Here is a 22,866-nt window from a genome sequence, read left to right on the forward strand (position 1 = left end):
GAATCCAGCTAGCCCAGCCAATTGCGGGTGTAGTTTAATGGTAAAACCTCAGCCTTCCAAGCTGATGTCGTGAGTTCGATTCTCATCACCCGCTCCAATTGATATTTAGACATGGGCCTATAGCTCAGTTGGTTAGAGCGCACGCCTGATAAGCGTGAGGTCGATGGTTCGAGTCCATTTAGGCCCACCATAACGTAATTTATTAAAAAAATCTTTATTCCACCATAGCTCAGCGGTAGAGCATTCGGCTGTTAACCGAAGGGTCGTAGGTTCGAATCCTACTGGTGGAGCCATTTTTTGGGGAAGTACTCAAGTGGCTGAAGAGGCGCCCCTGCTAAGGGTGTAGGTCGTTTACGCGGCGCGAGGGTTCAAATCCCTCCTTCTCCGCCAGTCTCATATATTTTGGCCCATTGGTCAAGCGGTTAAGACACCGCCCTTTCACGGCGGTAACACGGGTTCGAATCCCGTATGGGTCATCTTAAAAAACACACTCCAACTTGTTGAAGTGTGTTTTATTTATTTTAGCTTATAAGGTCAAAAAGATAGTTGGGTTATAGTTCCATTACTAATGAGTTTAATTAGATACATAAAAAGAATTGAACAGAAAAAGAGGCAAATCCTCTTTTTCTTGGCAATTTTATTATTGATTTTTCTTACGCTTCTTATTGTTTTGTCTCTGTTCTGCTGTTAATGGCTCATTCTGAAATTCCTCATTATAGCCGGCGCCTTTTCCTTGTGCACTTGCTGCGTTCATTCCTGGAATTACGTGGTTCGCTTTACGCTTTCCCATTTAACTCACCTCCATAGTTATATAATGAGTAAACTAGGAGAAAAATATGTTGGTAATGAAATTCTAAATGTTTCTTTACTATATGATGTTTATAAGAAATCCTTATAACAAACTATAACTTTCTTTTTATTTACTTATGTATATAGTTGTATTAAGATAAAAAGGTAAGTTAAAGAAGGATTGCTGAATTATATGAAAGCTATCTGTTATTAAGAATGAAAAAGGGGGAGTACTCGTGGCTACAAACGATGTATTCAAATCACGTTCATCCTTTGAGGTGAATGGCAAGAAGTACAATTATTATAATTTAAAAGCCCTTGAAGATGCGGGAATTGGAAATGTTACCCGTCTACCTTACTCAATCAAAGTTTTATTAGAATCAGTTTTACGCCAATATGACGGTCGTGTGATTACTAAAGAACACGTTGAAAACCTAGCTAAATGGGGAACTGATGAGCTGAAGGAAGTTGACGTTCCATTCAAACCTTCTCGTGTAATTCTTCAGGACTTTACAGGGGTTCCAGCAGTTGTTGACTTAGCGTCATTAAGAAAAGCAATGGCTGATTTAGGTGGAGACCCTCAAAAAATTAACCCAGAAAAACCAGTAGATCTTGTAATTGACCACTCTGTACAAGTTGACAGAGCTGGAACTGCTGATGCATTAGCTTTCAATATGGATCTTGAGTTTGAGCGTAATGCAGAGCGTTATAATTTCTTAAGCTGGGCAACAAAAGCATTTGATAACTATCGTGCTGTTCCTCCTGCAACAGGAATTGTTCACCAAGTTAACTTAGAATACTTAGCAAACGTTGTTCACGCTGTTGAAGCTGAAAACGGTGAATTTGAAGCGTTCCCAGATTCCTTAGTTGGAACTGACTCACATACAACTATGATTAACGGTATTGGAGTATTAGGATGGGGTGTTGGTGGTATTGAGGCGGAAGCTGGAATGCTTGGACAACCTTCTTATTTCCCGGTGCCAGAGGTTATTGGTGTTAAGCTTGTAGGAGACCTTCCAAATGGTACAACTGCAACTGACTTAGCATTAAAAGTTACTCAAGTATTACGTGCAAAAGGTGTTGTTAATAAATTTGTTGAATTCTTCGGTCCTGGTGTTGCAAAGTTACCACTTGCTGACCGTGCAACAATTGCCAACATGGCACCTGAATACGGAGCTACCTGTGGTTTCTTCCCAGTTGACGATGAAGCACTTTCATACTTACGTCTAACTGGACGTGATGAGCAATTAATTAGTGTAGTAGAACAATACTCAAAAGAAAATGGCTTGTTCTTTACACCTGATGCAGAAGAGCCTGTATTCACAGATATCGTTGAAATCGATCTATCTGAAATTGAAGCAAATCTTTCAGGTCCTAAGCGTCCTCAAGATTTAATTCCGCTTTCAATGATGAAGGAATCCTTCAATCAAGCACTTTCAGCTCCAGCTGGAAACCAAGGCTTTGGATTAAAACCGACTGACTTGACTAAGGAAGTTACTGTTAAGTTTAACAATGGTGACGAGGCAACAATGAAAACAGGTGCCGTCGCAATTGCTGCAATCACTAGCTGTACTAATACTTCTAACCCATATGTATTAATTGCTTCAGGCCTTGTTGCTAAAAAAGCTGTTGAAAAAGGTTTAGAAGTTCCTAAGTATGTTAAAACATCCTTAGCTCCTGGTTCTAAGGTTGTTACAGCTTATTTAGAGAATTCTGGGTTATTGCCTTATCTAGAAAAGTTAGGCTTTAATACAGTAGGTTATGGTTGTACAACATGTATCGGTAACTCTGGTCCATTACTAGATGAAATTGAAAAAGCTGTGGCAGAGAATGACCTGTTAGTAACATCAGTACTATCTGGTAACCGAAACTTTGAAGGACGTATTCATCCACTTGTAAAGGGTAACTACCTTGCATCACCACCACTAGTTGTGGCGTATGCACTTGCAGGTACTGTTGATGTAGACCTTCAAAATGATGTAATCGGTAAGGACCAGGATGGCAACGATGTATTCTTTAAAGACATCTGGCCTACAACTGAAGAAATTAACCAATTGGTAAAGGATACTGTTACACCAGATTTATTCCGTAAAGAATACGAAACAGTATTTGATGATAATGCTCGTTGGAATGAAATTGAAACTACTGAAGATGCTTTATATCAGTGGGATGAGGATTCAACATACATTCAAAATCCTCCATTCTTTGAAGGATTATCAGCTGAACCTGGTATTGTCGAGCCACTTAGGGACTTACGTGTAGTTGGTAAATTTGGAGATTCAGTTACAACTGACCATATTTCACCAGCTGGTGCAATTGGTAAGGATACTCCAGCAGGGCGTTACCTACAGGAAAAAGGTGTATCACCACGTGACTTTAACTCTTATGGTTCTCGTCGTGGTAATGACCGTATTATGACTAGAGGAACATTTGCTAATATCCGTATTAAGAACCAAATTGCTCCTGGTACAGAGGGTGGTTACACTACTTACTGGCCAACACAAGAAGTAATGTCAATCTATGATGCTTGTATGAAATACAAGCAAGATGGTGTAGGACTTGTAGTCCTTGCTGGTAAAGATTACGGAATGGGATCATCTCGTGACTGGGCAGCAAAAGGAACAAACCTATTAGGAATCAAAACAGTAATCGCAGAGAGTTTTGAGCGTATTCACCGTAGTAACTTAGTATTTATGGGAGTGCTTCCTCTTCAGTTTAAAGAGGGTGAAAGCGCAGAAGTACTTGGTTTAACTGGTAAGGAAACAATTGAAGTCCAAATTGACGAAAGTGTAAAGCCTCGTGATCTTGCAAAGGTTACGGCTACTGACGAAGCTGGTAACAAGAAGGAATTTGAAGTTCTTGTTCGTTTCGATAGTGATGTAGAAGTTGATTACTACCGTCATGGTGGGATTCTACAAATGGTATTACGTGATAAGTTAAAAGAAAACTAATAATCAAAGAGAGCTGCATGTTTGCAGCTCTCTTTTTTTGTTTAGGTAGTAAATATCTATAGATAGGATTATTTAAAGAACCATGATAAAATAGTGTGGGCAAGCTTATTACACACAATGTAAACGAACATTGAATAAGCTATTAGAGATTTTACTATTTTACTACGATCTAAATTATAGGAATCCTGTTTGGAGGTTTGAAAAGTGAAAAGATTTTTAGCAATTGGGATATTACTTGGCCTTATAGGATATACAGTATATACTCAAGTTTGGGTTAATCATAAAGAAGAAGCTGTTAATAGTTCTGTTGATGCACAGACAAATCCATTCAACCCCAATGAGAAAATTGGAACAGTTATTAACAAAGGAGACTTGCTTAATAAAGTAGCACCTGATTTTACTTTAGAAACACTTACAGGAGAGAAAGTTACTCTTTCTGAACTAAAAGGTAAAAAGGTATTTATAAACTTTTGGGCAAGCTGGTGTCCACCATGTCGGGATGAGATGCCAGAAATTCAACACTTTTTTGAACAGCATCCTGATGTAGTGGTGTTGGCTGTAGACCTTAGAAATACTGAAAAAAGTGATGAAGCTGTAGAGAAATATATAACTGAAAACGAATATTCCTTTCCTGTATTATTAGATCGCACAGGACAAGTGGGAGAAAGTTATAAAGTCCTAACATTGCCAACTTCATATTTTATTAATACTAAAGGAGAAGTTCAATATAAATTTATTGGACCCCTTACTTTGGAGAAAATGAAAGAGCTTGCTAATACTCTTAACTAAACAACAGGGCACTGTTGTTTTTTTTTTGTAGTATGTCTATTTAATAAATTTTCACAAAACTGGCATAATTCATTCTATTTTGGGGAATAACAAAAGTAACAACTGGAATAGAAAGAAGGTGGGCCTTTATATGAGAAAGAACAAGAAACGTTCATTTCAGGAATTAGTACTTGAAAATAAAAGGCAGTTACTTAATGATAAGGATGCACTTGAAAGAATTGAAGATCGAATTGAACAAAAACGGTTAGAAAAAGCTGAATAGCCAAACAAAAAGAAGCGGGTAAACATACCAGCTTCTTTTTTTGTATAGTCGTTAACATTCTAGCAAATAGTAGTAGTGATAAAGGGGGGAATGTTATGAGCAATCCAAAAAAGGATAGTAAGCATTTTGTGCCAAGTCATATAGGTACTCAACCAAGAGAGTTTGGTGGGAACAAAGGTAAGAAATATCAGGATAAGTCTGGTGAACAACCACAAGTAATTCAAACAAAAGGTGAATAACATGGGGCTTTTAGTCCCTTGTTTTTACATAGGGAATTGTTATTCAAAAAAAATTATGAGATTACATAAACACAAACATAAATAGAAACACTACTTTTGTAGTACACAAGTTATCAATAAAGGAGGAAGAAAAAATGGCAAATCAACGACCTAACCCTGATGATCGCAGTGACAATGTTGAGAAATTACAAGAAATGATTCATAATACGATTGAAAATATGGAAGCAGCTGAAGCGACAATGGAAGTCTCAAACGATAAAGATCGTGCAGATATCGAGGCTAAAAACGAACGCCGCCGAGAAAGCTTAGAAGCATTTCGAAATGAAGTAAAAGATGAAGCAAACCAAAATAACCAAAGATAATGGCTACATAAAATGACCAGGCGATAATGCTTGGTCATTTTCTTTTATGAAATGCATGACAGTGATATGATAGAAATGGTGATAAATATATGATAAAGAAAAAAATTGCTTTTGATCAAGAGATGATAACAGGGTGGCAAAATGAAGTTAAAAAACAGGGCTTTGTAAAAAATGAGGGGGAAGTTGTTCAATATATACAGTATTTAAAAGCTAACCCTAATCCAGAATTGGAGTCTGTTCTACTGATATTATTGGCACAATCTAGAACACAAAGATTGCAAGAGGTAGATGATCTCGCAATTAGCTGGCTTAAACGTGCAAAACAGCTCAATCCAAGCAGTCCAGATATGATTGACTTTCATTCTAAGATTATTTTTTCTACATTAAAAACACTTCCGTTCCGTCTGGATTTTCCATATATTCGTGAGGCGGACAATAGAACAACTAAAAAAAAGCTTGCGGAAGATTATATAAGTCGGTGTAAGTTGTTTCTTGAAGATTATGAAGACAGCATGAACAATCTAGAGAACCTCTTATCTTATAATGAAGAGCTTGGTGAACAAGCAAACAAATGGATGAAAGCTATAGAAGAATTAAAGCTACAAATAGAAAAGCTGTTAAAAGCTTCTGAAGAGTATTATGCATCCATAAGCGGGGTGTTTCATACATCGGTCTATCTTGACGAGATTAAAATTTCTTTAGAACAAATTGAAAATATTAAGAAGGTTTTCTTGTCGGGTGAAGGTAATAAAAAGGAAAAAGGACCAAGCAGTTTACAGGATTTAGAACAGATGATTGGAATGAACCAAGTAAAGGAACGAGTTCATCGCCACTCTCATTTTATCCAATATCAAAAACGGAGAAAAGAATTAGGCTTTACGATGAAGGACGAAATTAGTCTCAATATGGTGTTTACTGGAAATCCTGGTACCGGTAAGACTTCATTAGCTAGGATGTTAGCAAAAGTTTATTTTGAGTTAGGTGTGTTGACTAAGACAGAAGTAATCGAAGTGGATCGTTCTCACTTGGTAGGCTCATATGTAGGTCAAACGGAGGAAAACGTAAAGAATGCGATCACACGAGCTCTAGGCGGCGTTCTATTTATAGATGAAGCATATAGCTTAAAACGAGATGGTCAAGGATCAAGTGATTATGGACAAACAGCCATTGATACACTTGTTTCACTGATGACTAGTGGGGAATTTGCAGGAAAGTTTGCAGTAATATTAGCTGGATATCCCGAAGAAATGAGGCAATTCTTATCCTCAAATCCTGGTCTTCGAAGTCGTTTTCCTGAAAGTAATCATATTCATTTACCTGATTATACAAATGAAGAGCTCCTTGAAATTGCCAAAAAAGTAGCCATTGATAACGATTATTTAATAACTGAAGAAGCATTAATTGAGCTAGAGACAAGAATCGAGAAAGAACGAGTGGATGAGAGCTTTGGTAATGCTCGAACTGTAAAGAATATAGTTCTTGATTCTATTTTTCAAAAAGGTGCAACTATCGACCTCAATAGTGTCGATAGCTTTGATCTTACTTTGTTAGAGAAGAAGGACCTACTTGCTACAATTGATGATTCCAAAGAAAAGTTACCTGATGAGATGTTAAATGAATTGATTGCATTAGAAGGCATTAAAGAGGAAATGAAAAAAATTCAACACTTTGTTCAATTGCAGCAAGTAAGGAAAGAAAAAGGATATAAGAATGTGCCAGTTCAATTACATGCAGTATTTAGTGGGAATCCAGGTACTGGAAAGACGACTGTCGCTAAAATTTATGCGAAAATGTTAAAGGAAACTGGATTATTAAAACGTGGGCATTTAGTAGTAGCAAGCAGAGCAGATTTAGTTGCAGGGTTTGTGGGGCAAACGGCTTTAAAAACAAAGAAGAAAATTAGAGATGCACTTGGTGGAGTCTTGTTTATTGATGAAGCCTATTCACTTTTATCTAATTCTCCTACCGATTTTAGCAAGGAAGCTATAGATACTATTGTAGATGAAATGACTAAACATAATGATAATTTAGTCATTGTATTGGCAGGTTACTCAAAAGAAATGGACGGGTTATTAAAAAGTAATCCAGGTCTTCACTCCCGCTTTAAAAAGTTCTTTCATTTTCCAGATTACACTTCTAAAGAAATGGTAGACATTATTCTAAATACTGTGAAACAATATGAGTACGAGCTTACCTCTGAGGCAATACAGCTATTAAAAGATTTTACAGAAAACCATAAAATAGAAGGTAATGGTCGATTTGCCCACAATATTGTAGATGAGTTATTACAAATACAAGCAGCACGTATTATGGAACAATCAGATGTCACAGAAGATGAATTTTCTATTATAAATGAGAAGGATGTAGAAGAGGTTTTATCATCGTATCGTACATAGGAGAAAGGGGAAATAGGTGTGATATCAAAAAGAGAGATTGAAGTTAGATATGCTGACACAGACCAAATGGGTGTTGTCTATCATGCAAATTATTTGGTATGGATGGAGATTGGAAGAACAGGGTTAATTAAGGATCTTGGCTTTAGTTATGCGGAGCTAGAGGCTGAAGGAATTGTTTCTCCTGTTCTTGATATACAAATTTCATACAAAAAGCCGCTAAGGTACGGGGAGACTGCAATTATAAAGACTTGGATTTCAGAATATGATGGATTTCGGTCTATATATGAATATGAAATATTAACTCCAAATGGAGAATTGGCTGTCTCTTCTCGATCAACTCATGTTTGTGTCAAAAAGGATTCTTTTCGTCCTATATCATTTAGGAGGGCTTATCCTAAATGGCATGAAGCCTATCTAGCTGCTAAGGTTAAGGTAGTAGAATAGTGGCTTTTGGGATTAAGCGTGAAGAACTAAATAAGTGGAAGGAACTTGTGCAAAAAGGGGATCGTATAGTTTTTATAACACATTACTGGATCCATCCTAAATTCCCTAACATTAAGACAGTGACAAAGGCTGGATGTTCTGACCTCAGCTTACTAAAAGAATGGGGAAGGCAGTATGGACTAAAGCCAGAATGGATACATAAACGTGAAGAGTACCCTCATTTTGATTTAATTGGAGATCATCAAATAGAGATATTGATTAAAGAAGGGGTTTTCGAACAGCTAGAACGGTTCAGTTTAAAAAAGCTGACTTAAAACAGTAACAATCAGTGGGAAGCCCCGCTGATTGTTTTTCAATGATCTGTATTTAGGAAATAATCAATTTGGTTGAGCCTTCATTGATTATAAGATATTTCATGCCTTTACATAAAGAAATTCGGGTTCTAAATACTTTTCGTTATATTTTACATCTAAATGATGACCGTCAAAGTACCAAAGATCTCTTTCTTCAACAAAAAATGTAATTCCATTTGAGGTTGCACTTATACCAATATCTTCAGGTTCATCTTTTGAGACTCCTAGGGAAAAGCCTGACAACACTGTGCCGTGTCCGCCGTAACGCACATAAAATCGAATATAGTCACCATTATTTAGATTTAGTTCATGTTTATACCAGCTTACTGATTGATCATCTATAGTTAGCTTCATTATAGGCTCCTTTCAGGAGAGAGATATCTCTCATTATAAAGAAACTAAAAAGGATGCACAAACTTTTCGAAGTTAGGAGTGTAGGGATGGTAATACCTTATACGATTTGTTTCATCAAAAAAAATGAAGAGCTACTTATGTTATATCGAATGAAGTCACCAAATCTCCATAAGTGGAATGGTGTTGGTGGTAAGATAGAAATAGGAGAGAATCCTTTACAATCTGTTTAACGTGAGGTATTAGAGGAAACAGGTTTAAACATTACAGACCTGTCATATCGAGGAGTGGTAAGTTGGGATGGTATTAGCGGGATGCATGTGTACAGAGCAGATCATTTTTACGGTGAGCTTACTGCAAGTGAGGAAGGTCCATTAGAATGGAAAGAGTTCCAGTGGATCTTGGAATCAAAAGAGACAGTCTCTAACATACCTATTTTCCTACACCACATACTTAGTGAGGATCCTCCTGTTGAATTTGTTTTTACCTATGATAAGGAACACATTTCTGATTACAAAATACTTCCTCTACAAATAGCCCAAGCTTAGTCTGCTTGGGCTATTTCCTTTTCCGGAAGAAGCTGGTTCATATGTGCGGTAATTTCCTCAAAAATAGTAGTTGCTCCTGAAAGGCCATATTGAGAAGCGTTTTCTAATGGAACAACTTTATATCGGTGTGACTTAGAAACATAGGTAGAAATAAAGGACGGATCTTGCAGGGTTATTGTCCTTTTTCCATTTGAAACCTCTTTATTAACAGTAAGTGTAAAGATTCCACCAATTTCACGATAAATGGACTTTTGTCCAGATAAGAAATTTCCTAATGAGTATACTACAAAACCTTTATTACCATTTTCTGTTTTGACCCATTCCATTGGTTGAAGTACATGAGGATGATGTCCAAGAATTAGATCTGCACCAGCCGCGATTACTTCTGTGGCAATTTGCCTTTGTTCTTCACTAGGCATACGCTGATATTCATTACCAAAATGTAAGCTAACAACGACAACATCACTTATTTCTTTAGCAAGCTCTATATCCTTTGCTATCTTTGGTAGATCAATTAAATTAACGATGTATGGATGCTCTTCTGGAATAGGTATACCGTTCGTTCCGTAAGTGTAAGCAAGAAAAGAAAAGCTGATGCCATTTCTCTTGATTGTCCTAATTACTTGACTATCTTCTTTAGAAGCATAGCCACCTGTATATTGCATTCCAATTTTATCATAATAATTTGTAGCATTCTGTACGGCTTGTACGCCTCTATCAATAGTATGATTGTTGGCGATTGACACAATGTCAACTCCTGAATCCTTTAAAGTGTCGGCAAGCTCATAGGGACTATTAAAGCGAGGATATGTTGATAATCCCAGTTCTTGTCCACCAATCATAGTTTCTTGATTAGCGAAAGTAAGGTCAGCATTTTCCAGGTAAGGTTTGACCTCTGAGAACATAGGAGAAAAATCATAGCCTGTGTTAGTCTTGGCAGCGTTGTATACAAGACTATGGATGAGTATATCACCAACGGCAGAGATGGTTGCTGAACTTTTAAAGTCTTTTGAAGTAAGGTTATTTTCCTTTGCTAAATGAACTTTTATAGGGTCATTTGTTACAAGGGAAGGTTCAGTTTTTTGAATGAACAAAACAAATATGACGGATAGCAGGACAAAGGATGAAATAGAAATAAATAAGATGCGTTTATTCATAAATTATAGACTCCTTTTTGTTATCTATCTCTACTATAATGCAAAATCCGTCAAATTGTATCAATTTTTTCGAATACACTGATAATTATTTCGTTATCTACGGGTCAAGTGTTTTCCGTTCCATTGTACTAATGAATATTAAAGCAAGAAAATTAATGAAGAGAACTTTTATTATAACTCCCCACCATCATATTCCTCATTCCATTCTAGTAATTCATCAAAATTATTAATTTTTTTATGTGAGGATGTAGTCGTTAAATCCTCCATCATCTCAAATAATTCTAAGGCAAATTCTTCATTTTCATTTGGGTTATCCGAAACTTCAACTTCGTATACGAAGTTCTTTTGTCTTCTTTTTTTCACCAATATAATTCCTCCTCTTGGAATGATGGTATTGTAAATATTGTATGCCCAAAAAATAAAAAACATCCTTAAACAACATAAAAAATATGAATATCGGAAAGGATCTATGATTTCTTTAATGTTAGTGTTGATTTATTCTGGGTAGCCAATCTCTTATTAAGGATTGAACGATACTACGCTTCTCTATATGAAGCATATGTCCTGCTTGGTCTAAAATAGAAAATGTGCAATTTGAAAACTTATCAAGAAGAAAATAGTGATCTTGATATCCACAAATAGAATCTTGTTTACCTAGAATGACCAAAGCAACTTGTGATAGGCTACTAACATCATTAAATGGTTCTTCAGTAAACAGATATCCATGTTCTCTCCAGTTGGATTGAAGAAATTCTTTATTAGCTAATAGACGTCCTGGTTGAATTTCATTTAAAAAATATGCCAGGTTTTCTTTGTGTTGATGAATGAACAAAGTCTCAAATGCAACTCTAATATCAGAATCAATTTGATTAAACATCTCTCTATCTTTAGAGTAAACAACCTTTTGGGGAAGATTTCTTTCTTTTAGATGGATTGCTGGAGCAAGTAAGCAGATTCCCTTCACACTTTTCTGTCTATGATGTAAAATGGCTTGTGCCAGATATCCACCATATGAAATCCCAATCAGAGAGAAGGGTTGGTTGGGTATGGTTGCATCAATAAAATCTAGTATGTTTAATAGGATATCATCTGAAGTCTTAAGGTCTTTATTAATTGTACTTAGTCCATGTGCAGGTAAATCGATATAGATTCTCTGAAATCCTTCATGTTTCTGAAAAACAGGCTCGAGCCATTTCATCGATCTATGGTCTGACCCCATTGAATGCAAAAATAAGATTGGTAAACCGCTCCCGACAACTTCATAATGAATAGATCCTTTAGAAACTTGGCACGTTTTCATATTTTCCTCCTTGAATTTTATCTATATCTGATATTTTCGATAAATATCTATAAATCCCTTTTAGGCTGTCTGAGGAGAGACAAGAAAAAAGCATCCTAAATTAGGATGCGAAGGAGAAGCTTATTTATTTTTTCTTACCCAGTATATGAACCTTGGGTTCCGTTTTATTAAGTATTCGCTTTATGTTTGTCCGATGTCGATAGAAAACGAAGGCCACTAGAAGGCTTACTACAATGATTAAAGGAAGATCCTTAGTAAACAGACTATAAATAATTGTATAAAGGCCAGTAAGCATTGATGAAAGTGAAACGTACTTAGTAATCAGTAAAAGAATCAAAAATATTAAAGCCATCGTTACAAATAAGACAGGGCTATAAAATAGGAGAACTCCACCGGATGTTGCTACAGCTTTTCCACCTTTAAAGCCTGCAAAAATAGGGTACATATGACCTATAACAGCAAAGGTACCAACGAGTAAGGGATGAACATCAACACCGAACAAAAAAGGAAGAGCTGTGGCTAAGGTACCCTTTAAGATATCTGCAAAAGTAACAATAAAACCCGCCTTTTTCCCAAGTATTCTAAAGGTGTTAGTTCCTCCTAGATTGCCACTTCCATGTTCTCTAATATCAATCCCATAACCAAGTTTTCCAACAATTAATCCTGATGGAATAGAACCTATTAGATAAGCAAGGATAATTATGATTCCTATAAGCATGTTCTTTCTCCTTTCTTAATGAGATGTCTATGTATTTCGGGTAGTGTCCTATAATATGAAATCCTCTTTCATTTTAGCCCAAGTTTGAGAAGGATGGAAGAGGTGAGAGCGAATAATGCAAATAATTGATAAGAAACCTACAACAAGAAAGGGTACCTAAGATTGTCCTAGTTGTTGTTTAAACAAAGATGTTTACTAGTAGTATAGTAGTTTTAATTTATTTTAAAAAACATAGCTAAGCCTCCATATAGCAGAAAGTACCGGGTATTGTATAAAATCATGGGAAAATATGTTATATTAATAGAAAATGTTAGGAGCTGAGAAGGATGCCAATGGAGGAGGAAACAATTGAATTAGTAAAAACAGGCTCTACTATATTTATAGGGTTAGCTATAGTAATTACTATATTCTTCTGGTTTAAAAATAGATCAAAACCTCTAATTGTACATGGAGCCTACTTACATTTAATAGGACATTTCCTACTATTAAGCATTACTATTTATTCTGCTATTCGTACCATATCATTTGATGTCATGCTAGAGGATGGCACAATTCACCCAATGGCCTCTGAAGAAGTATCGTTAAAATTAGGTGTAACAGGGTTAATATGGGCAGGAAGCATGATGCTATTAATGGTTTCTATTTTTATGTTTTCTATGGCGATAAAACGAGGGAGTATTACGGACGGGCGTTGAAATTAAAGTCTAATCCTTAATAATGTCTATATTAATAGAATGGGGTAATTGGAATGGAAAACAAGATTGATGTTAACCCTTTTTTAGAAGTTGATTTACCGAGGGCTTGGGGACCAGCAACTTTTGATATGGCTTTACCTTTAGTTGATGCTTTAAACATTAAACCAGGTATGCGAATTTTAGAAGTAGGTGGAGGGTCAGGTCAAATTGCCACAACTCTAGCGAAACATTGGGATGTATCGGTAGTAACTTTAGAACCATGGGCTGAATCAAATGAAATTCAATTATACGCTGCGTCTCAAGGTGTGGAGAACAAGGTGTTACAATTAAAAATCAAAGCACAGAATCTGCCATTTGCTGATCATTCATTTGATGCAATCTTTAGTATTGGATCATTTGAGATGATAGGGGACGAACGCCCCAAAGCTTTATCGGAAATGATTCGCGTTGCAAAGCCTGGTGCTTCAATTGGTATTGCTGAACCCATGTGTTTACCTGTTGAGATGCCGAGTGAATTAGTAGATTTGGATCGTGAATTTAAGTTAGGATTTCAAGAGTGTTTTTCAACCTTAGAATGGAATGAAAATTTATTTATTAATCAAGGACTAGCGATTAAGGAGAGTTATTATTTTAAGGAAGCCTATCAATGGTGGTTGAAATACCGAGATCAGGGACTCATTTCAGAAGCTGAACAAACATTGATCACAAAAGATAAAGGGCAGTGGATATCCCTAGGGCTTGTTGTGGGTAAAAAGAAAGCATAATCAAAAAAGAGCATGGCTTTAAAACCATGCTCTTTTTTATGTTCAAGATTTATCAACTGCTACTTGGGTTCCACTTTGATAGACTAGCTTATAAAAGATTAATAAGACTAATCCGATTAGTGAGCTAATCCCTAATAGAAGGTATAGAAAATGGATCCCATAATCCTCGATGATTGAACCTCCAGCTAGTGCACCAACAATCCCTGAATAGCCAAAGAAGACGGAAACGAGTAATACATGCCCAGTAGACTGAAGCTGCTCGGGTACTATTTTAGTCACATAAGAGAAAGAGGCAGTAAAGAAGACGGCGAAAATGATTCCATGTAAAGGTTGATAGATAAATATTTCAATTGGACTCGAAGCAAAAGACATGCCGATAAAACGAATGCCATATAACAAGGCAGCAAACATAATAAAAGTCAGTTCGTGATACTTTCTAAACCATAAATGGCTAATGGCGAACACAAACACCTCTACAGATACTCCAACAAACCATGCCCAGCCCACAATCGTTTCATCACCATTTAGTTCTTTTATAAACACACTCAAATATACATCGTTGGCTCTATGGGCAATGGTGATTGTTAATGCCACTAGTAAAAATAATACAAATCTTAAGTCTTTCAATAATTTGAATGCATCCAAAAGTTGCACAGGTTTATCAGATGCCTTTACATCCTGTAGCCACCAGCTACTTAATAGGCAAACCGTTGTAAAAAGTAAAAAAGGTACTAGTATATTTTCTACACCTAAATAATTAAGAAGATAACCTGTAGCTACACTAGAGATGGCAAAGCCAAGTGAACCCCACATTCGTAAACTACCAAATGAAACTCCGGTTTGAACGGCAGTTTTTTGGGCAAGGCTTTCACCTAATGCTCCTAATGGGGCCATAAAAAAGAATAGAAAATAAGCAAAGATCGCAAAAGCTAGGAATTGATCAAGTTGAAACATAATTAACCCAGAGATAAACATACCTATGGCACTATATAAAATAACTTTTTTTACAGTTTTGTATTTATCACTCAAGTATCCTGCAATAGGCTCAGATAATAAAGATGCAATGGGACCAATTGCCAAGATCCAACCAATTTGTGAAGGGGACATTCCCTTTTCAATCAGAAATAAAGATAAGAAACTGGTTACTACGAAACCTGTTGCATGAAAGAAAAACAGAAAAGTTTTTAAAACGTTTGTTGAACGAACATGATGTGACAAAATCAATCTTCCTTTCTAAAAAAACTAACCTTTCAACAATACTACTTTTATCTATTTATTGTAAAGAAATTATTCTTTACTTGTATAAAGGATGTTGATAAAGTTGTTGGTAGTCTATCACAGGTGAAGGAAGGTCTTTTTGTGTCAAAATGGTTGCTTTATCAATTACTCTTTTGGTTAATGGTGATATGGGGCTTTAATGTTTCAGCTGTAAAGATTTTGGTCACTTATTTTCCACCTGCTTTTATGCAAGGGACTCGAATTCTAATTGCTGGGCTTTCTGTACTTCTTATTTTGTTATTTATGAAAAGTTTAAGAAAAGTTACCCGTAAAAATATAATTGGTTTACTAATTGCTGCCTTCGTTGGCGTGGTGGGACATCATCTTTGTCTGGCAATTGGACTAATGAGTACAACTGCTACAAATGCTGGTTTGATATTAGGCTTGATTCCTTTATGTACGGCTATTTTAGCAATGATTTTCTTAAATGAAAGGCTTACAATAACGAAGTCACTTGGGATTTTCATGGCCTTAATCGGAGTTTATTTAATTGTAATGAACGAGAATGGTAGGTTAAATGATTTATCCATTGGTGATCTTTTTGTTTTAGGTGGTGTAATCACACAGGCAATTAGTTTCATTCTAATTAAAAAGCTTGCAGCCAATATTGAATCTCGCCAAATGACTGGTATGATGCTAGTATTTGGATCATTAATGTTGTTAATTATTAGCTTTTTTACAGAATCACCCGAAACGATAACCACTACAGAGATCCCAAGTTATGTTTGGTGGATTTTAATTGCATCTGCTGTTATTGCAACAGGACTAGGTCACATGGTTTATAATTATGCAATCCATCAACTTGGTGCAAGTACAACCGCTATCTTTATTAATTTAAGTCCATTTTTCTCTGTCGTAGGATCGGTCTTATTCCTAGGAGAACAAATACACGCAAAACATATCGTAGGTTTTACTTTCATTATAAGTGGAGTCATCCTTGGTACAGGTGCTATAAAGTTGCGCTATTTAAACAAAGGAAGAATGCCACAAGTGAAAAAAGCTATTGGGAAGTAAGTCTGAATTTCACGTTAAAGATAATAGAAGTTAAGGGCCTAACTATTTAGTTAGGCTCTATTTTATCCCTTTAGGAAAGAGGTAAAACCGAAAATACTACAGAATTTAATAGTATTCTATAAAGAAAGGTGAATTTTATGAAGATAATAGAAACAGAGAGGTTGGTTCTTAGATGGGTAGAATTGTCAGATGCAAGTTTCATTCTTGACTTATTAAATGATCCTACCTGGCTGAAATACATAGGAGACAAAAAAATAAGAACGATTGAGGAAGCTGAAAACTATATATCTTTTGAGCTTAGGGAGATGTACAGGAAATTTGGCTTTGGTCTATATTTAGTTGAACTAAAGGAAAATAAAATTCCATTGGGGATTTGCGGACTAATTAAGCGGGATTCTTTAGTAGACATAGATATTGGATTTGCTTTTTCATCTAAATTTCAACGAAGAGGGTATGGATTTGAAGCAGCTTCTGCTACTCTTCAATATGCAAATGAAACCCTGGAATTGAAGAAGCTTGTAGCCATTACCACTGAAAAAAATGTGCATTCTGCTAACTTGCTAGAAAAAATTGGGATGAAGTATAACTCGATGATTCTTCTACCTCATGCTAAAGAAGAGCTTAGGTTATTTACAATCAATCTTAAATGATACTGTTTAAGGATTTCAATCTATGTATGAACAGATTATATAAATAAAAAAATTAAGAAAGTAGTCTTAAAGAAAGAGCTTGAAGATAAGCTCTTTTTTTAATTGCTTACTTCCAACAAGTGCCTTTAACTATATAAAAATTAAGAAAAACTTAAGATTTATAGAAATCTTTTCTTCAGAAATGGGGTTCATAATAAAACTATCAAAAGTAAAGGAGGGGAGTGCTATAATAGCAATAGTTTCCAATTGGCAGGTGAATAGAATGAATAGTTATACTGTGTTAGTCGTAGATGATGAAAAAGAAATTAGAGATGCACTTGAGATTTACTTAAGGAATGAAGGGATGAATGTACTACAAGCTTCAGATGGTATGGAAGCAATTGAATTGCTGGTTGATCATGATGTTCATTTAATCATGATCGATATCATGATGCCAAAGCAAGATGGAATCCAAACCACATTCAAAATTAGAGAGGAAAGAAACATTCCTATTATTATGTTATCAGCAAAGAGTGAGGATTCTGATAAGGTACTAGGTTTAAAGGTTGGAGCAGATGATTATATAACAAAGCCTTTTAACCCTTTAGAACTAATAGCACGAGTTCAATCACAGTTAAGAAGGTACGTGAAGCTCGGTCAATATGAAGGAATGAAAAAGCTGATAAACATAAGAGGCTTAACATTAAATCAAGAAACTAAGGAAGTCACGATTAACGGTGAATGCGTAAAGCTAACCCCAATTGAATACAAAATAGTTGAGCTACTAATGCTCCACCCTTCAAGAGTGTTTTCAATTGATGAAATCTATGAAAAGGTATGGAATGAACGAAGCTATAATGCCGAAAATACGGTAGCTGTACATATTAGAAAGATTCGTGAAAAGATTGAGATTAATCCGAAAGATCCAAGATATTTGAAGGTGGTGTGGGGAGTTGGATATAAAATTGAAAAATAAACAGTTCATTATGTTCGTTATTATTGGGTTCTTGTTTTTTTTTGGCATAGCAAAGCTTATGCCCTACTCTTATAGTTCCCTTCAACATTATAAGGGGAGCTACTTTGAAACAGATCAGTTTGCTAATCAGGTAGTAGAGTTCTTACTGCTTTTTAATCTTACAACACAAAGCTCAAATGTTACGGTTGATTCATTTGAAGTGGAAGAGCGTAAAGAGTTTTTCTCTTCTCAATTATCAGAGAAAACAGCCTCCATCCTAGCAGAATACGAGGAGAAGATCGCAGAGAGTAATGAGAATAACGACAAAGAAGCTGTGGATGTACTCATCAAGGAACAGGACGAAAAAATTACTTCATTAGAAAAGGAATTCACAAAATCAGACGAAGAGATAGAAAAGATAATCTTAGAGGAAAAAAACAGCCAGCTTGAAGAGGAAATGGAATTTAGCCAATCTAGATTTAAAGAAGAACAAAGAGATTTTCAGTACTATATTGAGGATCAAGATGGAAAGGTGTATTCGAACGTTAAAGGTAAGAATGAAACACAGTTGGAAAACGAAAGTTACTATTTCCAGAACTTCCCATATCACACAAAATCAACAGATCAATTAACAGAGGTTAATCGTATGTTTATTACCGAGGGGATGAGTGGATATATTGCGGTCTCAAAAACGGATCAAAACTATCACGGGTTATTAATCGAGGAAATGTATGATTTTATTGATGAAAAGAAAAGATTTTTCCTGAATTTTACGCTCGGGATCATTTCTTTATTAAGCAGTGTTTTTCTTGCCTTTAAAGTCAGAAAGCAAATTTACATCTTGGCTAAACCTTTTATAGCATTGTATGTGAAGACTAATATTGATCTGAAATTCCTTATATTTGGGTTTACTTCTTTTTTCTTGTTACTGTTTATAGATGCCATAAATGATCATTTTACTGGATTGCTTCTTTTTGGTATTACTCTAGTTCTTTGGAGTGGTCAACTTTATTTAGTAAATCAAAAGAGTAGTACGTTAAAGGAAGAATGGAAAAATAGCTGGGTCTTGCAGCAAAAAGAAGTTCTCGACCGAAAGCTACTGAATAAACCATTGTTTAAGATTTTACTGTTATTAACCATAGCCTTCTTAACAGGGACGTCAGTTGTTTTCTTTCAATATAATTCTCATCCAATCTTCTATTTTGCATTTGCTGGATTTATTGGTCTATGTCTATTGGTTTATGTATTAAAAAAACTAGCTTATTTTCAGGTAATCTTAAAAGCATCTGAAGACATGACTCTTGGAATCGATAGCAAGGAATTGATTGTTAAGGGAAAGGGTCCATTAGCAGATTTAGCTAGTAATCTTAATAAACTAAAAGAGGGAGTCCGCTTCTCCCAAAAGGCTCAGGCGAAAAGTGAACGACTTAAAACAGAATTGATATCGAATGTTAGTCATGACTTACGAACACCATTAACCTCCATCATCAACTATACAGGTTTTCTTAAGAATAAAGGACTTAGTGAAGATGAGCGGGATAACTATATTGAAATAATCGACCGGAAATCACAACGATTGAAAGTGTTAATTGATGATCTATTTGAAGTCTCCAAAATGGCAAGTGGGGAGATTGAGTTAAATCTCGAAAAAGTCGATATTGTTCAGTTAGTTAAACAAACTATGGGAGAGTATGATGAGCAAATAAAGAATTCTAACCTTGATTTCAAGGTTTCTTCAAACCAATCCAAAATGTATACAATGGTTGATGGAGGGAAAATGTGGAGAGTATTTGATAATATCATTAGTAATATTTTAAAATACTCGCTCGATCACTCTAGGGTTTATATAAAGACAGAAGAGGTCAATAACGAAATCATTATTACCTTTAAAAATATTTCAAAGTATGATCTAAAAGAAAATATTGATGAATTATTTGAGCGCTTTAAACGTGGTGATGATTCTAGGCATACAGAAGGATCAGGCTTGGGGTTGGCAATCGCTAAATCCATCGTGGATCACCATGAGGGTCAACTTGATATTGAATTAGATGGAGATTTGTTTAAAACAGTTGTAACATTAAAGAAGTAGTTTTGAAGAATAGCTTGATAAATAGGGAAAGATATCTCTACTCACAGTTCTTGAGATATATTATTCTGATTTGCAGGATATAGAAAAAATAAAGAATCAGAGTAGGCAAACTTGTCTGCTTTGATTTTCTTTGTTTTACCCAGAAGCCGACATCATTTATAATAATCCTAATCCAAATGCATTATTTATATCTAAACTTCATATAGATGATACGTAAATGCTATAATAGTAGAATAGGAGTGAGTTTTAGTGGAAAAAATTATCATGGAGATCACTCAAAATTTCGAAAACATGAATAGAAAAAATAAAGTGCCTCACAGTAAAGCGGAAAACAACCACCATCTTTATCCTCAATCTGATAAGCAGGACCCACTCTTCTTAAAAATCCAATTAAACTACGAGCTAATTGAAGAATACCTGGGGTAGAGCTGTTAGCTAGCTAGGAATACAAGGAGTAAGACATGAAAGTAATTATCGCAGAAAAGCCAGATCAAGGAACAACACTTGCATCACCGTTTAAATCAAAGAAGCATCAAGGGTATATTGAAATCTATCCTAATGAACTTTTTGAAAATGGTGCTTATGTGACATGGGCTGTAGGACATCTATGCCAATTAGTTGCTCCAGAAAAATACAAGCCAGAATGGAAAAAATGGTCCCTAGAGCGTCTGCCAATTATACCTGAAAAGTTTCAATATGAAGTTGAGCGTTCTAAATATAAGCAATTTCAGGTGGTCAAAAGTTTATTAATGAAGAAGGATGTAACTGAAATCATTCATGCTGGAGATGCGGGGCGTGAAGGTGAACTAATTATAAGAAATATTGTAAATCTGGTTGGAATAAAAAAGCCCATGAAACGATTATGGATATCCTCCTTAACGAAGAAAGCAATTTATACTGGCTTTCAAGAACTATTAACAGAGGAAGCAACACGAAATCTGTTTTATGAAGCTTATACAAGGGCTTGTGCTGACTGGGTTGTCGGAATGAATGCTTCTAGAGTATATAGTATCCTTTTAAAAAACAAGGGAATGTCGGATGTCTTTTCAGCAGGCCGTGTCCAAACTCCTACTCTAGCACTTATTGTAAAAAGGGAAAATGAAATTGATGCATTTCAATCAGAGCTATTTTGGGAAGTATTAGCAACCTTTAACATGAATGATAAAACGTATGAAGGAAAATGGCAGAAAGATCAGGATTCCCGTCTTAAGGACGAGGCAATGGCAAAAAAGATTGCTGCATTTTGCGAGAATAAAGAGGCAGTTGTAAAGGAAATGCAAACGGAGAGAAAGGAGTATCAGCCTCCTTATCTATTTAACTTATCTTCTTTGCAGGCAACAGCAAATAAACGTTACAAGTTTTCTCCAAAGAAAACGTTAGATGTTTTACAGCAATTGTATCAAAAAGGAATTGTTTCGTATCCTCGTTCTGATTCTTCCTTTATCACTGAGGGTGAAGCCGATACATTCCCGGAAATTTTAAAAAAGCTAAGTCAATTTGACGAATATAAAGAGCTATTTCCTTTACCAGTTCCGTCTATTAAACAGAATAAACGCTACGTGAACGAAAAAAAGGTGACAGACCACTATGCGATTATTCCAACAGAACAGGTAGTTGATCCTAAAAAACTATCAGGTGATGAACAGAAGCTTTATGATTTGGTCATAAGGCAATTACTTGCGGCACATCATGAAAAGGCGATTTTTGATTATACAACGATTACTACCTTAGTGGAAGGTCGAGCGGAATTTGTATCTAAAGGAAAGCAGCAAATTCAGGAGGGATGGCGTAAAGTAATATTTCAGGATGACCAGGATAAGGAAGTCATCCTACCTCTCGTTGAACAAGGTGAAAGCGGTAAGGTAACAAAGGTTAAGGTAAAGGAAGGGAAAACCCAGCCTCCGAAAAGATATACAGAAGGACAGCTTATCACCCTTATGAAAACAGCAGGAAAACATCTCGAGGACTCTGAGCTTGAGAAGATTCTCATGAAGACAGAGGGGCTTGGTACTGAGGCCACAAGAGCAGGGATCATTACCATGTTAAAAGATCGAAAGTACATTGATGTAAAGAAAAACCAAGTTTTTGCTACTGACAAAGGAAGAGTATTAATCCGTGCAATCGGTGATAAAATTCTAGCTTCACCTGAGATGACGGCCAAATGGGAGCAACGTTTGTCTGAAATTGGACAAGGTAAGGCCTCCGCTGGAATGTTTATGGAACAAACGAAGAAAATGTCTGAGAGAATCATTCAAGATGCTGTAGAATCTTCCTCTGAGTGGAATTTCCAAGATCTAAATATATCGAGTATACAACGAGTAACGAGCAAAGCGTCAATTGGAACAGCAGTTGGTGATTGCAAGCTTTGTGGAGGTTCTGTCATAGATAAAGGTAATTTTTATGGTTGCTCGAACTATTCTAATACAAAATGCTCGTTTACTGTTTCTAAAGTAATTCTAGGTAAAAAATTAAGTACAACACAACTGAAAAAATTGCTTAGTTCTGGACAAACAGACTTGATGAAAGGGTTTAAAAAAGGAGATAAGGAGTTTGAAGCACGTCTTCAATTTACAGAAGGGGGCTCAAAGATCACTTTTCTCTTTGCAGATAAGGAAAAAGTAAAGGCGAGTGAAAGTAATTAAATTATTAGATTGTCTAACATGTAAATGATAGGTTCTCTTGTTTCTTAGCGTGGTTAAACAAAAAAACATGCTGAATTTCCAATGAAAGACGATCTAGTTGGTAACACTATCTAGTAAACAAACTATAGAGAGAAGGAAAAG

The 22,866-nt window shown here is 35.7% G+C and carries 25 protein-coding genes and 5 tRNA genes; 23 read left to right on the top strand and 7 right to left on the bottom strand.

Annotated features, from left to right (window positions below; genetic code table 11):
* Positions 1–23 precede the first annotated feature (23 nt).
* From G4D63_RS17830 to G4D63_RS17850, 5 genes are all read left to right on the top strand, one after another.
* Positions 24–97: transfer RNA gene (locus tag G4D63_RS17830), tRNA-Gly, on the top strand.
* 16 nt (positions 98–113) lie between these two features.
* A tRNA-Ile gene (locus tag G4D63_RS17835) sits at positions 114–190 on the top strand.
* A gap of 28 nt (positions 191–218) precedes the next feature.
* Positions 219–293, top strand: a tRNA-Asn gene (locus G4D63_RS17840).
* A 6-nt stretch (positions 294–299) separates the two neighbouring features.
* A tRNA-Ser gene (locus tag G4D63_RS17845) sits at positions 300–390 on the top strand.
* A 14-nt stretch (positions 391–404) separates the two neighbouring features.
* Positions 405–476, top strand: a tRNA-Glu gene (locus G4D63_RS17850).
* A gap of 164 nt (positions 477–640) precedes the next feature.
* On the opposite strand, the gene sspO is transcribed toward G4D63_RS17850, so the two are convergent.
* Positions 641–790, bottom strand: coding sequence for a small acid-soluble spore protein O (gene sspO / locus G4D63_RS17855; RefSeq protein ID WP_163181228.1), 150 nt, complete (start codon positions 788–790; stop codon positions 641–643).
* A 235-nt stretch (positions 791–1,025) separates the two neighbouring features.
* Between sspO and acnA the strand changes: the two genes are divergently transcribed.
* From acnA to G4D63_RS17895, 8 genes are all read left to right on the top strand, one after another.
* Positions 1,026–3,740 carry an aconitate hydratase AcnA gene (gene acnA, locus G4D63_RS17860; protein WP_163181230.1) on the top strand — a complete coding sequence of 905 codons (2,715 nt, stop codon included), beginning with the start codon at positions 1,026–1,028 and terminating at the stop codon, positions 3,738–3,740.
* A 204-nt stretch (positions 3,741–3,944) separates the two neighbouring features.
* A complete protein-coding gene (locus tag G4D63_RS17865) occupies positions 3,945–4,529 on the top strand; it encodes a redoxin domain-containing protein (RefSeq protein ID WP_163181232.1) in 585 nt (194 codons plus the stop codon).
* 130 nt (positions 4,530–4,659) lie between these two features.
* Positions 4,660–4,791, top strand: a complete 132-nt coding sequence (locus G4D63_RS17870) for an FbpB family small basic protein (RefSeq protein WP_163181234.1) — start codon at positions 4,660–4,662, stop codon at positions 4,789–4,791.
* 95 nt (positions 4,792–4,886) lie between these two features.
* Positions 4,887–5,030: an acid-soluble spore protein N gene (locus G4D63_RS17875; RefSeq protein WP_163181236.1), complete on the top strand. Its 144-nt coding sequence runs from the start codon at positions 4,887–4,889 to the stop codon at positions 5,028–5,030.
* 134 nt (positions 5,031–5,164) lie between these two features.
* The gene (gene tlp, locus G4D63_RS17880) at positions 5,165–5,392 is read left to right on the top strand and encodes a small acid-soluble spore protein Tlp (RefSeq protein ID WP_163181238.1); all 228 of its coding nucleotides are present in this window, start codon (positions 5,165–5,167) and stop codon (positions 5,390–5,392) included.
* Between the two features lie 89 nt (positions 5,393–5,481).
* Positions 5,482–7,788: an AAA family ATPase gene (locus G4D63_RS17885; protein WP_163181240.1), complete on the top strand. Its 2,307-nt coding sequence runs from the start codon at positions 5,482–5,484 to the stop codon at positions 7,786–7,788.
* An 18-nt stretch (positions 7,789–7,806) separates the two neighbouring features.
* A complete protein-coding gene (locus G4D63_RS17890; RefSeq protein ID WP_338024009.1) occupies positions 7,807–8,232 on the top strand; it encodes an acyl-CoA thioesterase in 426 nt (141 codons plus the stop codon).
* Entirely contained in the window at positions 8,232–8,546 is a 315-nt protein-coding gene (locus tag G4D63_RS17895) for a hypothetical protein (RefSeq protein WP_163181242.1), read from the top strand. Before G4D63_RS17890 ends, G4D63_RS17895 begins: the two co-directional genes overlap by 1 nt.
* Positions 8,547–8,645: 99 nt before the next feature.
* On the opposite strand, the gene G4D63_RS17900 is transcribed toward G4D63_RS17895, so the two are convergent.
* Positions 8,646–8,939 carry a HesB/YadR/YfhF family protein gene (locus G4D63_RS17900; protein ID WP_163181244.1) on the bottom strand — a complete coding sequence of 98 codons (294 nt, stop codon included), beginning with the start codon at positions 8,937–8,939 and terminating at the stop codon, positions 8,646–8,648.
* Positions 8,940–9,025: 86 nt separating this feature from the next.
* Here G4D63_RS17900 and G4D63_RS17905 point away from each other — a divergent pair, with 86 nt between their 5' ends.
* Positions 9,026–9,169 (top strand): NUDIX hydrolase, encoded by a 144-nt coding sequence (locus tag G4D63_RS17905; RefSeq protein WP_163181246.1) that lies wholly within the window; start codon positions 9,026–9,028, stop codon positions 9,167–9,169.
* Positions 9,170–9,250: 81 nt separating this feature from the next.
* Positions 9,251–9,484, top strand: coding sequence for an NUDIX hydrolase (locus G4D63_RS17910; RefSeq protein WP_163181248.1), 234 nt, complete (start codon positions 9,251–9,253; stop codon positions 9,482–9,484).
* Here G4D63_RS17910 and G4D63_RS17915 read toward each other — a convergent pair.
* From G4D63_RS17915 to plsY, 4 genes are all read right to left on the bottom strand, one after another.
* The gene (locus G4D63_RS17915) at positions 9,481–10,641 is read right to left on the bottom strand and encodes a CapA family protein (RefSeq protein ID WP_163181250.1); all 1,161 of its coding nucleotides are present in this window, start codon (positions 10,639–10,641) and stop codon (positions 9,481–9,483) included. The genes G4D63_RS17910 and G4D63_RS17915 overlap by 4 nt on opposite strands.
* A gap of 171 nt (positions 10,642–10,812) precedes the next feature.
* Positions 10,813–11,007, bottom strand: a complete 195-nt coding sequence (locus tag G4D63_RS17920) for a hypothetical protein (protein WP_163181252.1) — start codon at positions 11,005–11,007, stop codon at positions 10,813–10,815.
* 118 nt (positions 11,008–11,125) lie between these two features.
* A complete protein-coding gene (locus tag G4D63_RS17925) occupies positions 11,126–11,941 on the bottom strand; it encodes an alpha/beta fold hydrolase (RefSeq protein WP_163181254.1) in 816 nt (271 codons plus the stop codon).
* A gap of 124 nt (positions 11,942–12,065) precedes the next feature.
* Positions 12,066–12,659: a glycerol-3-phosphate 1-O-acyltransferase PlsY gene (gene plsY / locus G4D63_RS17930; protein ID WP_163181256.1), complete on the bottom strand. Its 594-nt coding sequence runs from the start codon at positions 12,657–12,659 to the stop codon at positions 12,066–12,068.
* 326 nt (positions 12,660–12,985) lie between these two features.
* On the opposite strand from plsY, the gene G4D63_RS17935 reads away from it, so the two are divergent.
* Together G4D63_RS17935 and G4D63_RS17940 are read left to right on the top strand one after the other, a co-directional pair.
* Positions 12,986–13,354 (top strand): hypothetical protein, encoded by a 369-nt coding sequence (locus G4D63_RS17935; protein WP_163181258.1) that lies wholly within the window; start codon positions 12,986–12,988, stop codon positions 13,352–13,354.
* Positions 13,355–13,407: 53 nt separating this feature from the next.
* The gene (locus G4D63_RS17940) at positions 13,408–14,118 is read left to right on the top strand and encodes a class I SAM-dependent methyltransferase (protein WP_163181259.1); all 711 of its coding nucleotides are present in this window, start codon (positions 13,408–13,410) and stop codon (positions 14,116–14,118) included.
* Positions 14,119–14,160: 42 nt separating this feature from the next.
* Here the strand turns inward: G4D63_RS17940 and G4D63_RS17945 are convergent, their stop codons facing one another.
* Entirely contained in the window at positions 14,161–15,336 is a 1,176-nt protein-coding gene (locus G4D63_RS17945; RefSeq protein WP_163181261.1) for an MFS transporter, read from the bottom strand.
* Positions 15,337–15,477: 141 nt separating this feature from the next.
* On the opposite strand from G4D63_RS17945, the gene G4D63_RS17950 reads away from it, so the two are divergent.
* The 6 genes from G4D63_RS17950 (at position 15,478) to G4D63_RS17975 (ending at position 22,725) form a co-directional block, all read left to right on the top strand.
* Complete coding sequence (locus G4D63_RS17950) at positions 15,478–16,410, top strand: EamA family transporter (protein WP_163181263.1); 933 nt, start codon at positions 15,478–15,480, stop codon at positions 16,408–16,410.
* 137 nt (positions 16,411–16,547) lie between these two features.
* Positions 16,548–17,060, top strand: a complete 513-nt coding sequence (locus G4D63_RS17955) for a GNAT family N-acetyltransferase (protein WP_163181265.1) — start codon at positions 16,548–16,550, stop codon at positions 17,058–17,060.
* A gap of 262 nt (positions 17,061–17,322) precedes the next feature.
* Positions 17,323–18,015, top strand: a complete 693-nt coding sequence (locus tag G4D63_RS17960) for a response regulator transcription factor (RefSeq protein ID WP_163181267.1) — start codon at positions 17,323–17,325, stop codon at positions 18,013–18,015.
* On the top strand, positions 17,993–20,083 hold the full coding sequence (locus G4D63_RS17965; RefSeq protein ID WP_163181269.1) for a sensor histidine kinase: 2,091 nt from the start codon (positions 17,993–17,995) through the stop codon (positions 20,081–20,083). The genes G4D63_RS17960 and G4D63_RS17965 overlap by 23 nt, the downstream gene beginning before the upstream one ends.
* Positions 20,084–20,332: 249 nt before the next feature.
* Positions 20,333–20,509, top strand: coding sequence for a hypothetical protein (locus G4D63_RS17970; RefSeq protein WP_163181271.1), 177 nt, complete (start codon positions 20,333–20,335; stop codon positions 20,507–20,509).
* Between the two features lie 35 nt (positions 20,510–20,544).
* Positions 20,545–22,725 (top strand): DNA topoisomerase III, encoded by a 2,181-nt coding sequence (locus tag G4D63_RS17975; RefSeq protein ID WP_163181273.1) that lies wholly within the window; start codon positions 20,545–20,547, stop codon positions 22,723–22,725.
* The last annotated feature ends 141 nt before the right edge of the window (positions 22,726–22,866 follow it).

The sequence above is a fragment of the Bacillus mesophilus genome, from assembly GCF_011008845.1.
Taxonomy (GTDB): Bacteria; Bacillota; Bacilli; order Bacillales; family SA4; genus Bacillus_BS; species Bacillus_BS mesophilus.

Coding starts and splice junctions, on each gene's coding strand:
- G4D63_RS17975 (WP_163181273.1), top strand. CDS start 20,545: ATGAAAGTAATTATCGCAGAAAAGCCAGATCAAGGAACAACACTTGCA.
- plsY (WP_163181256.1), bottom strand. CDS start 12,659: ATGCTTATAGGAATCATAATTATCCTTGCTTATCTAATAGGTTCTATT.
- G4D63_RS17915 (WP_163181250.1), bottom strand. CDS start 10,641: ATGAATAAACGCATCTTATTTATTTCTATTTCATCCTTTGTCCTGCTA.
- G4D63_RS17960 (WP_163181267.1), top strand. CDS start 17,323: ATGAATAGTTATACTGTGTTAGTCGTAGATGATGAAAAAGAAATTAGA.
- G4D63_RS17905 (WP_163181246.1), top strand. CDS start 9,026: ATGGTAATACCTTATACGATTTGTTTCATCAAAAAAAATGAAGAGCTA.
- sspO (WP_163181228.1), bottom strand. CDS start 790: ATGGGAAAGCGTAAAGCGAACCACGTAATTCCAGGAATGAACGCAGCA.
- G4D63_RS17885 (WP_163181240.1), top strand. CDS start 5,482: ATGATAAAGAAAAAAATTGCTTTTGATCAAGAGATGATAACAGGGTGG.
- G4D63_RS17955 (WP_163181265.1), top strand. CDS start 16,548: ATGAAGATAATAGAAACAGAGAGGTTGGTTCTTAGATGGGTAGAATTG.
- G4D63_RS17940 (WP_163181259.1), top strand. CDS start 13,408: ATGGAAAACAAGATTGATGTTAACCCTTTTTTAGAAGTTGATTTACCG.
- G4D63_RS17910 (WP_163181248.1), top strand. CDS start 9,251: ATGCATGTGTACAGAGCAGATCATTTTTACGGTGAGCTTACTGCAAGT.
- G4D63_RS17925 (WP_163181254.1), bottom strand. CDS start 11,941: ATGAAAACGTGCCAAGTTTCTAAAGGATCTATTCATTATGAAGTTGTC.
- G4D63_RS17900 (WP_163181244.1), bottom strand. CDS start 8,939: ATGAAGCTAACTATAGATGATCAATCAGTAAGCTGGTATAAACATGAA.
- G4D63_RS17875 (WP_163181236.1), top strand. CDS start 4,887: ATGAGCAATCCAAAAAAGGATAGTAAGCATTTTGTGCCAAGTCATATA.
- G4D63_RS17935 (WP_163181258.1), top strand. CDS start 12,986: ATGCCAATGGAGGAGGAAACAATTGAATTAGTAAAAACAGGCTCTACT.
- G4D63_RS17870 (WP_163181234.1), top strand. CDS start 4,660: ATGAGAAAGAACAAGAAACGTTCATTTCAGGAATTAGTACTTGAAAAT.
- tlp (WP_163181238.1), top strand. CDS start 5,165: ATGGCAAATCAACGACCTAACCCTGATGATCGCAGTGACAATGTTGAG.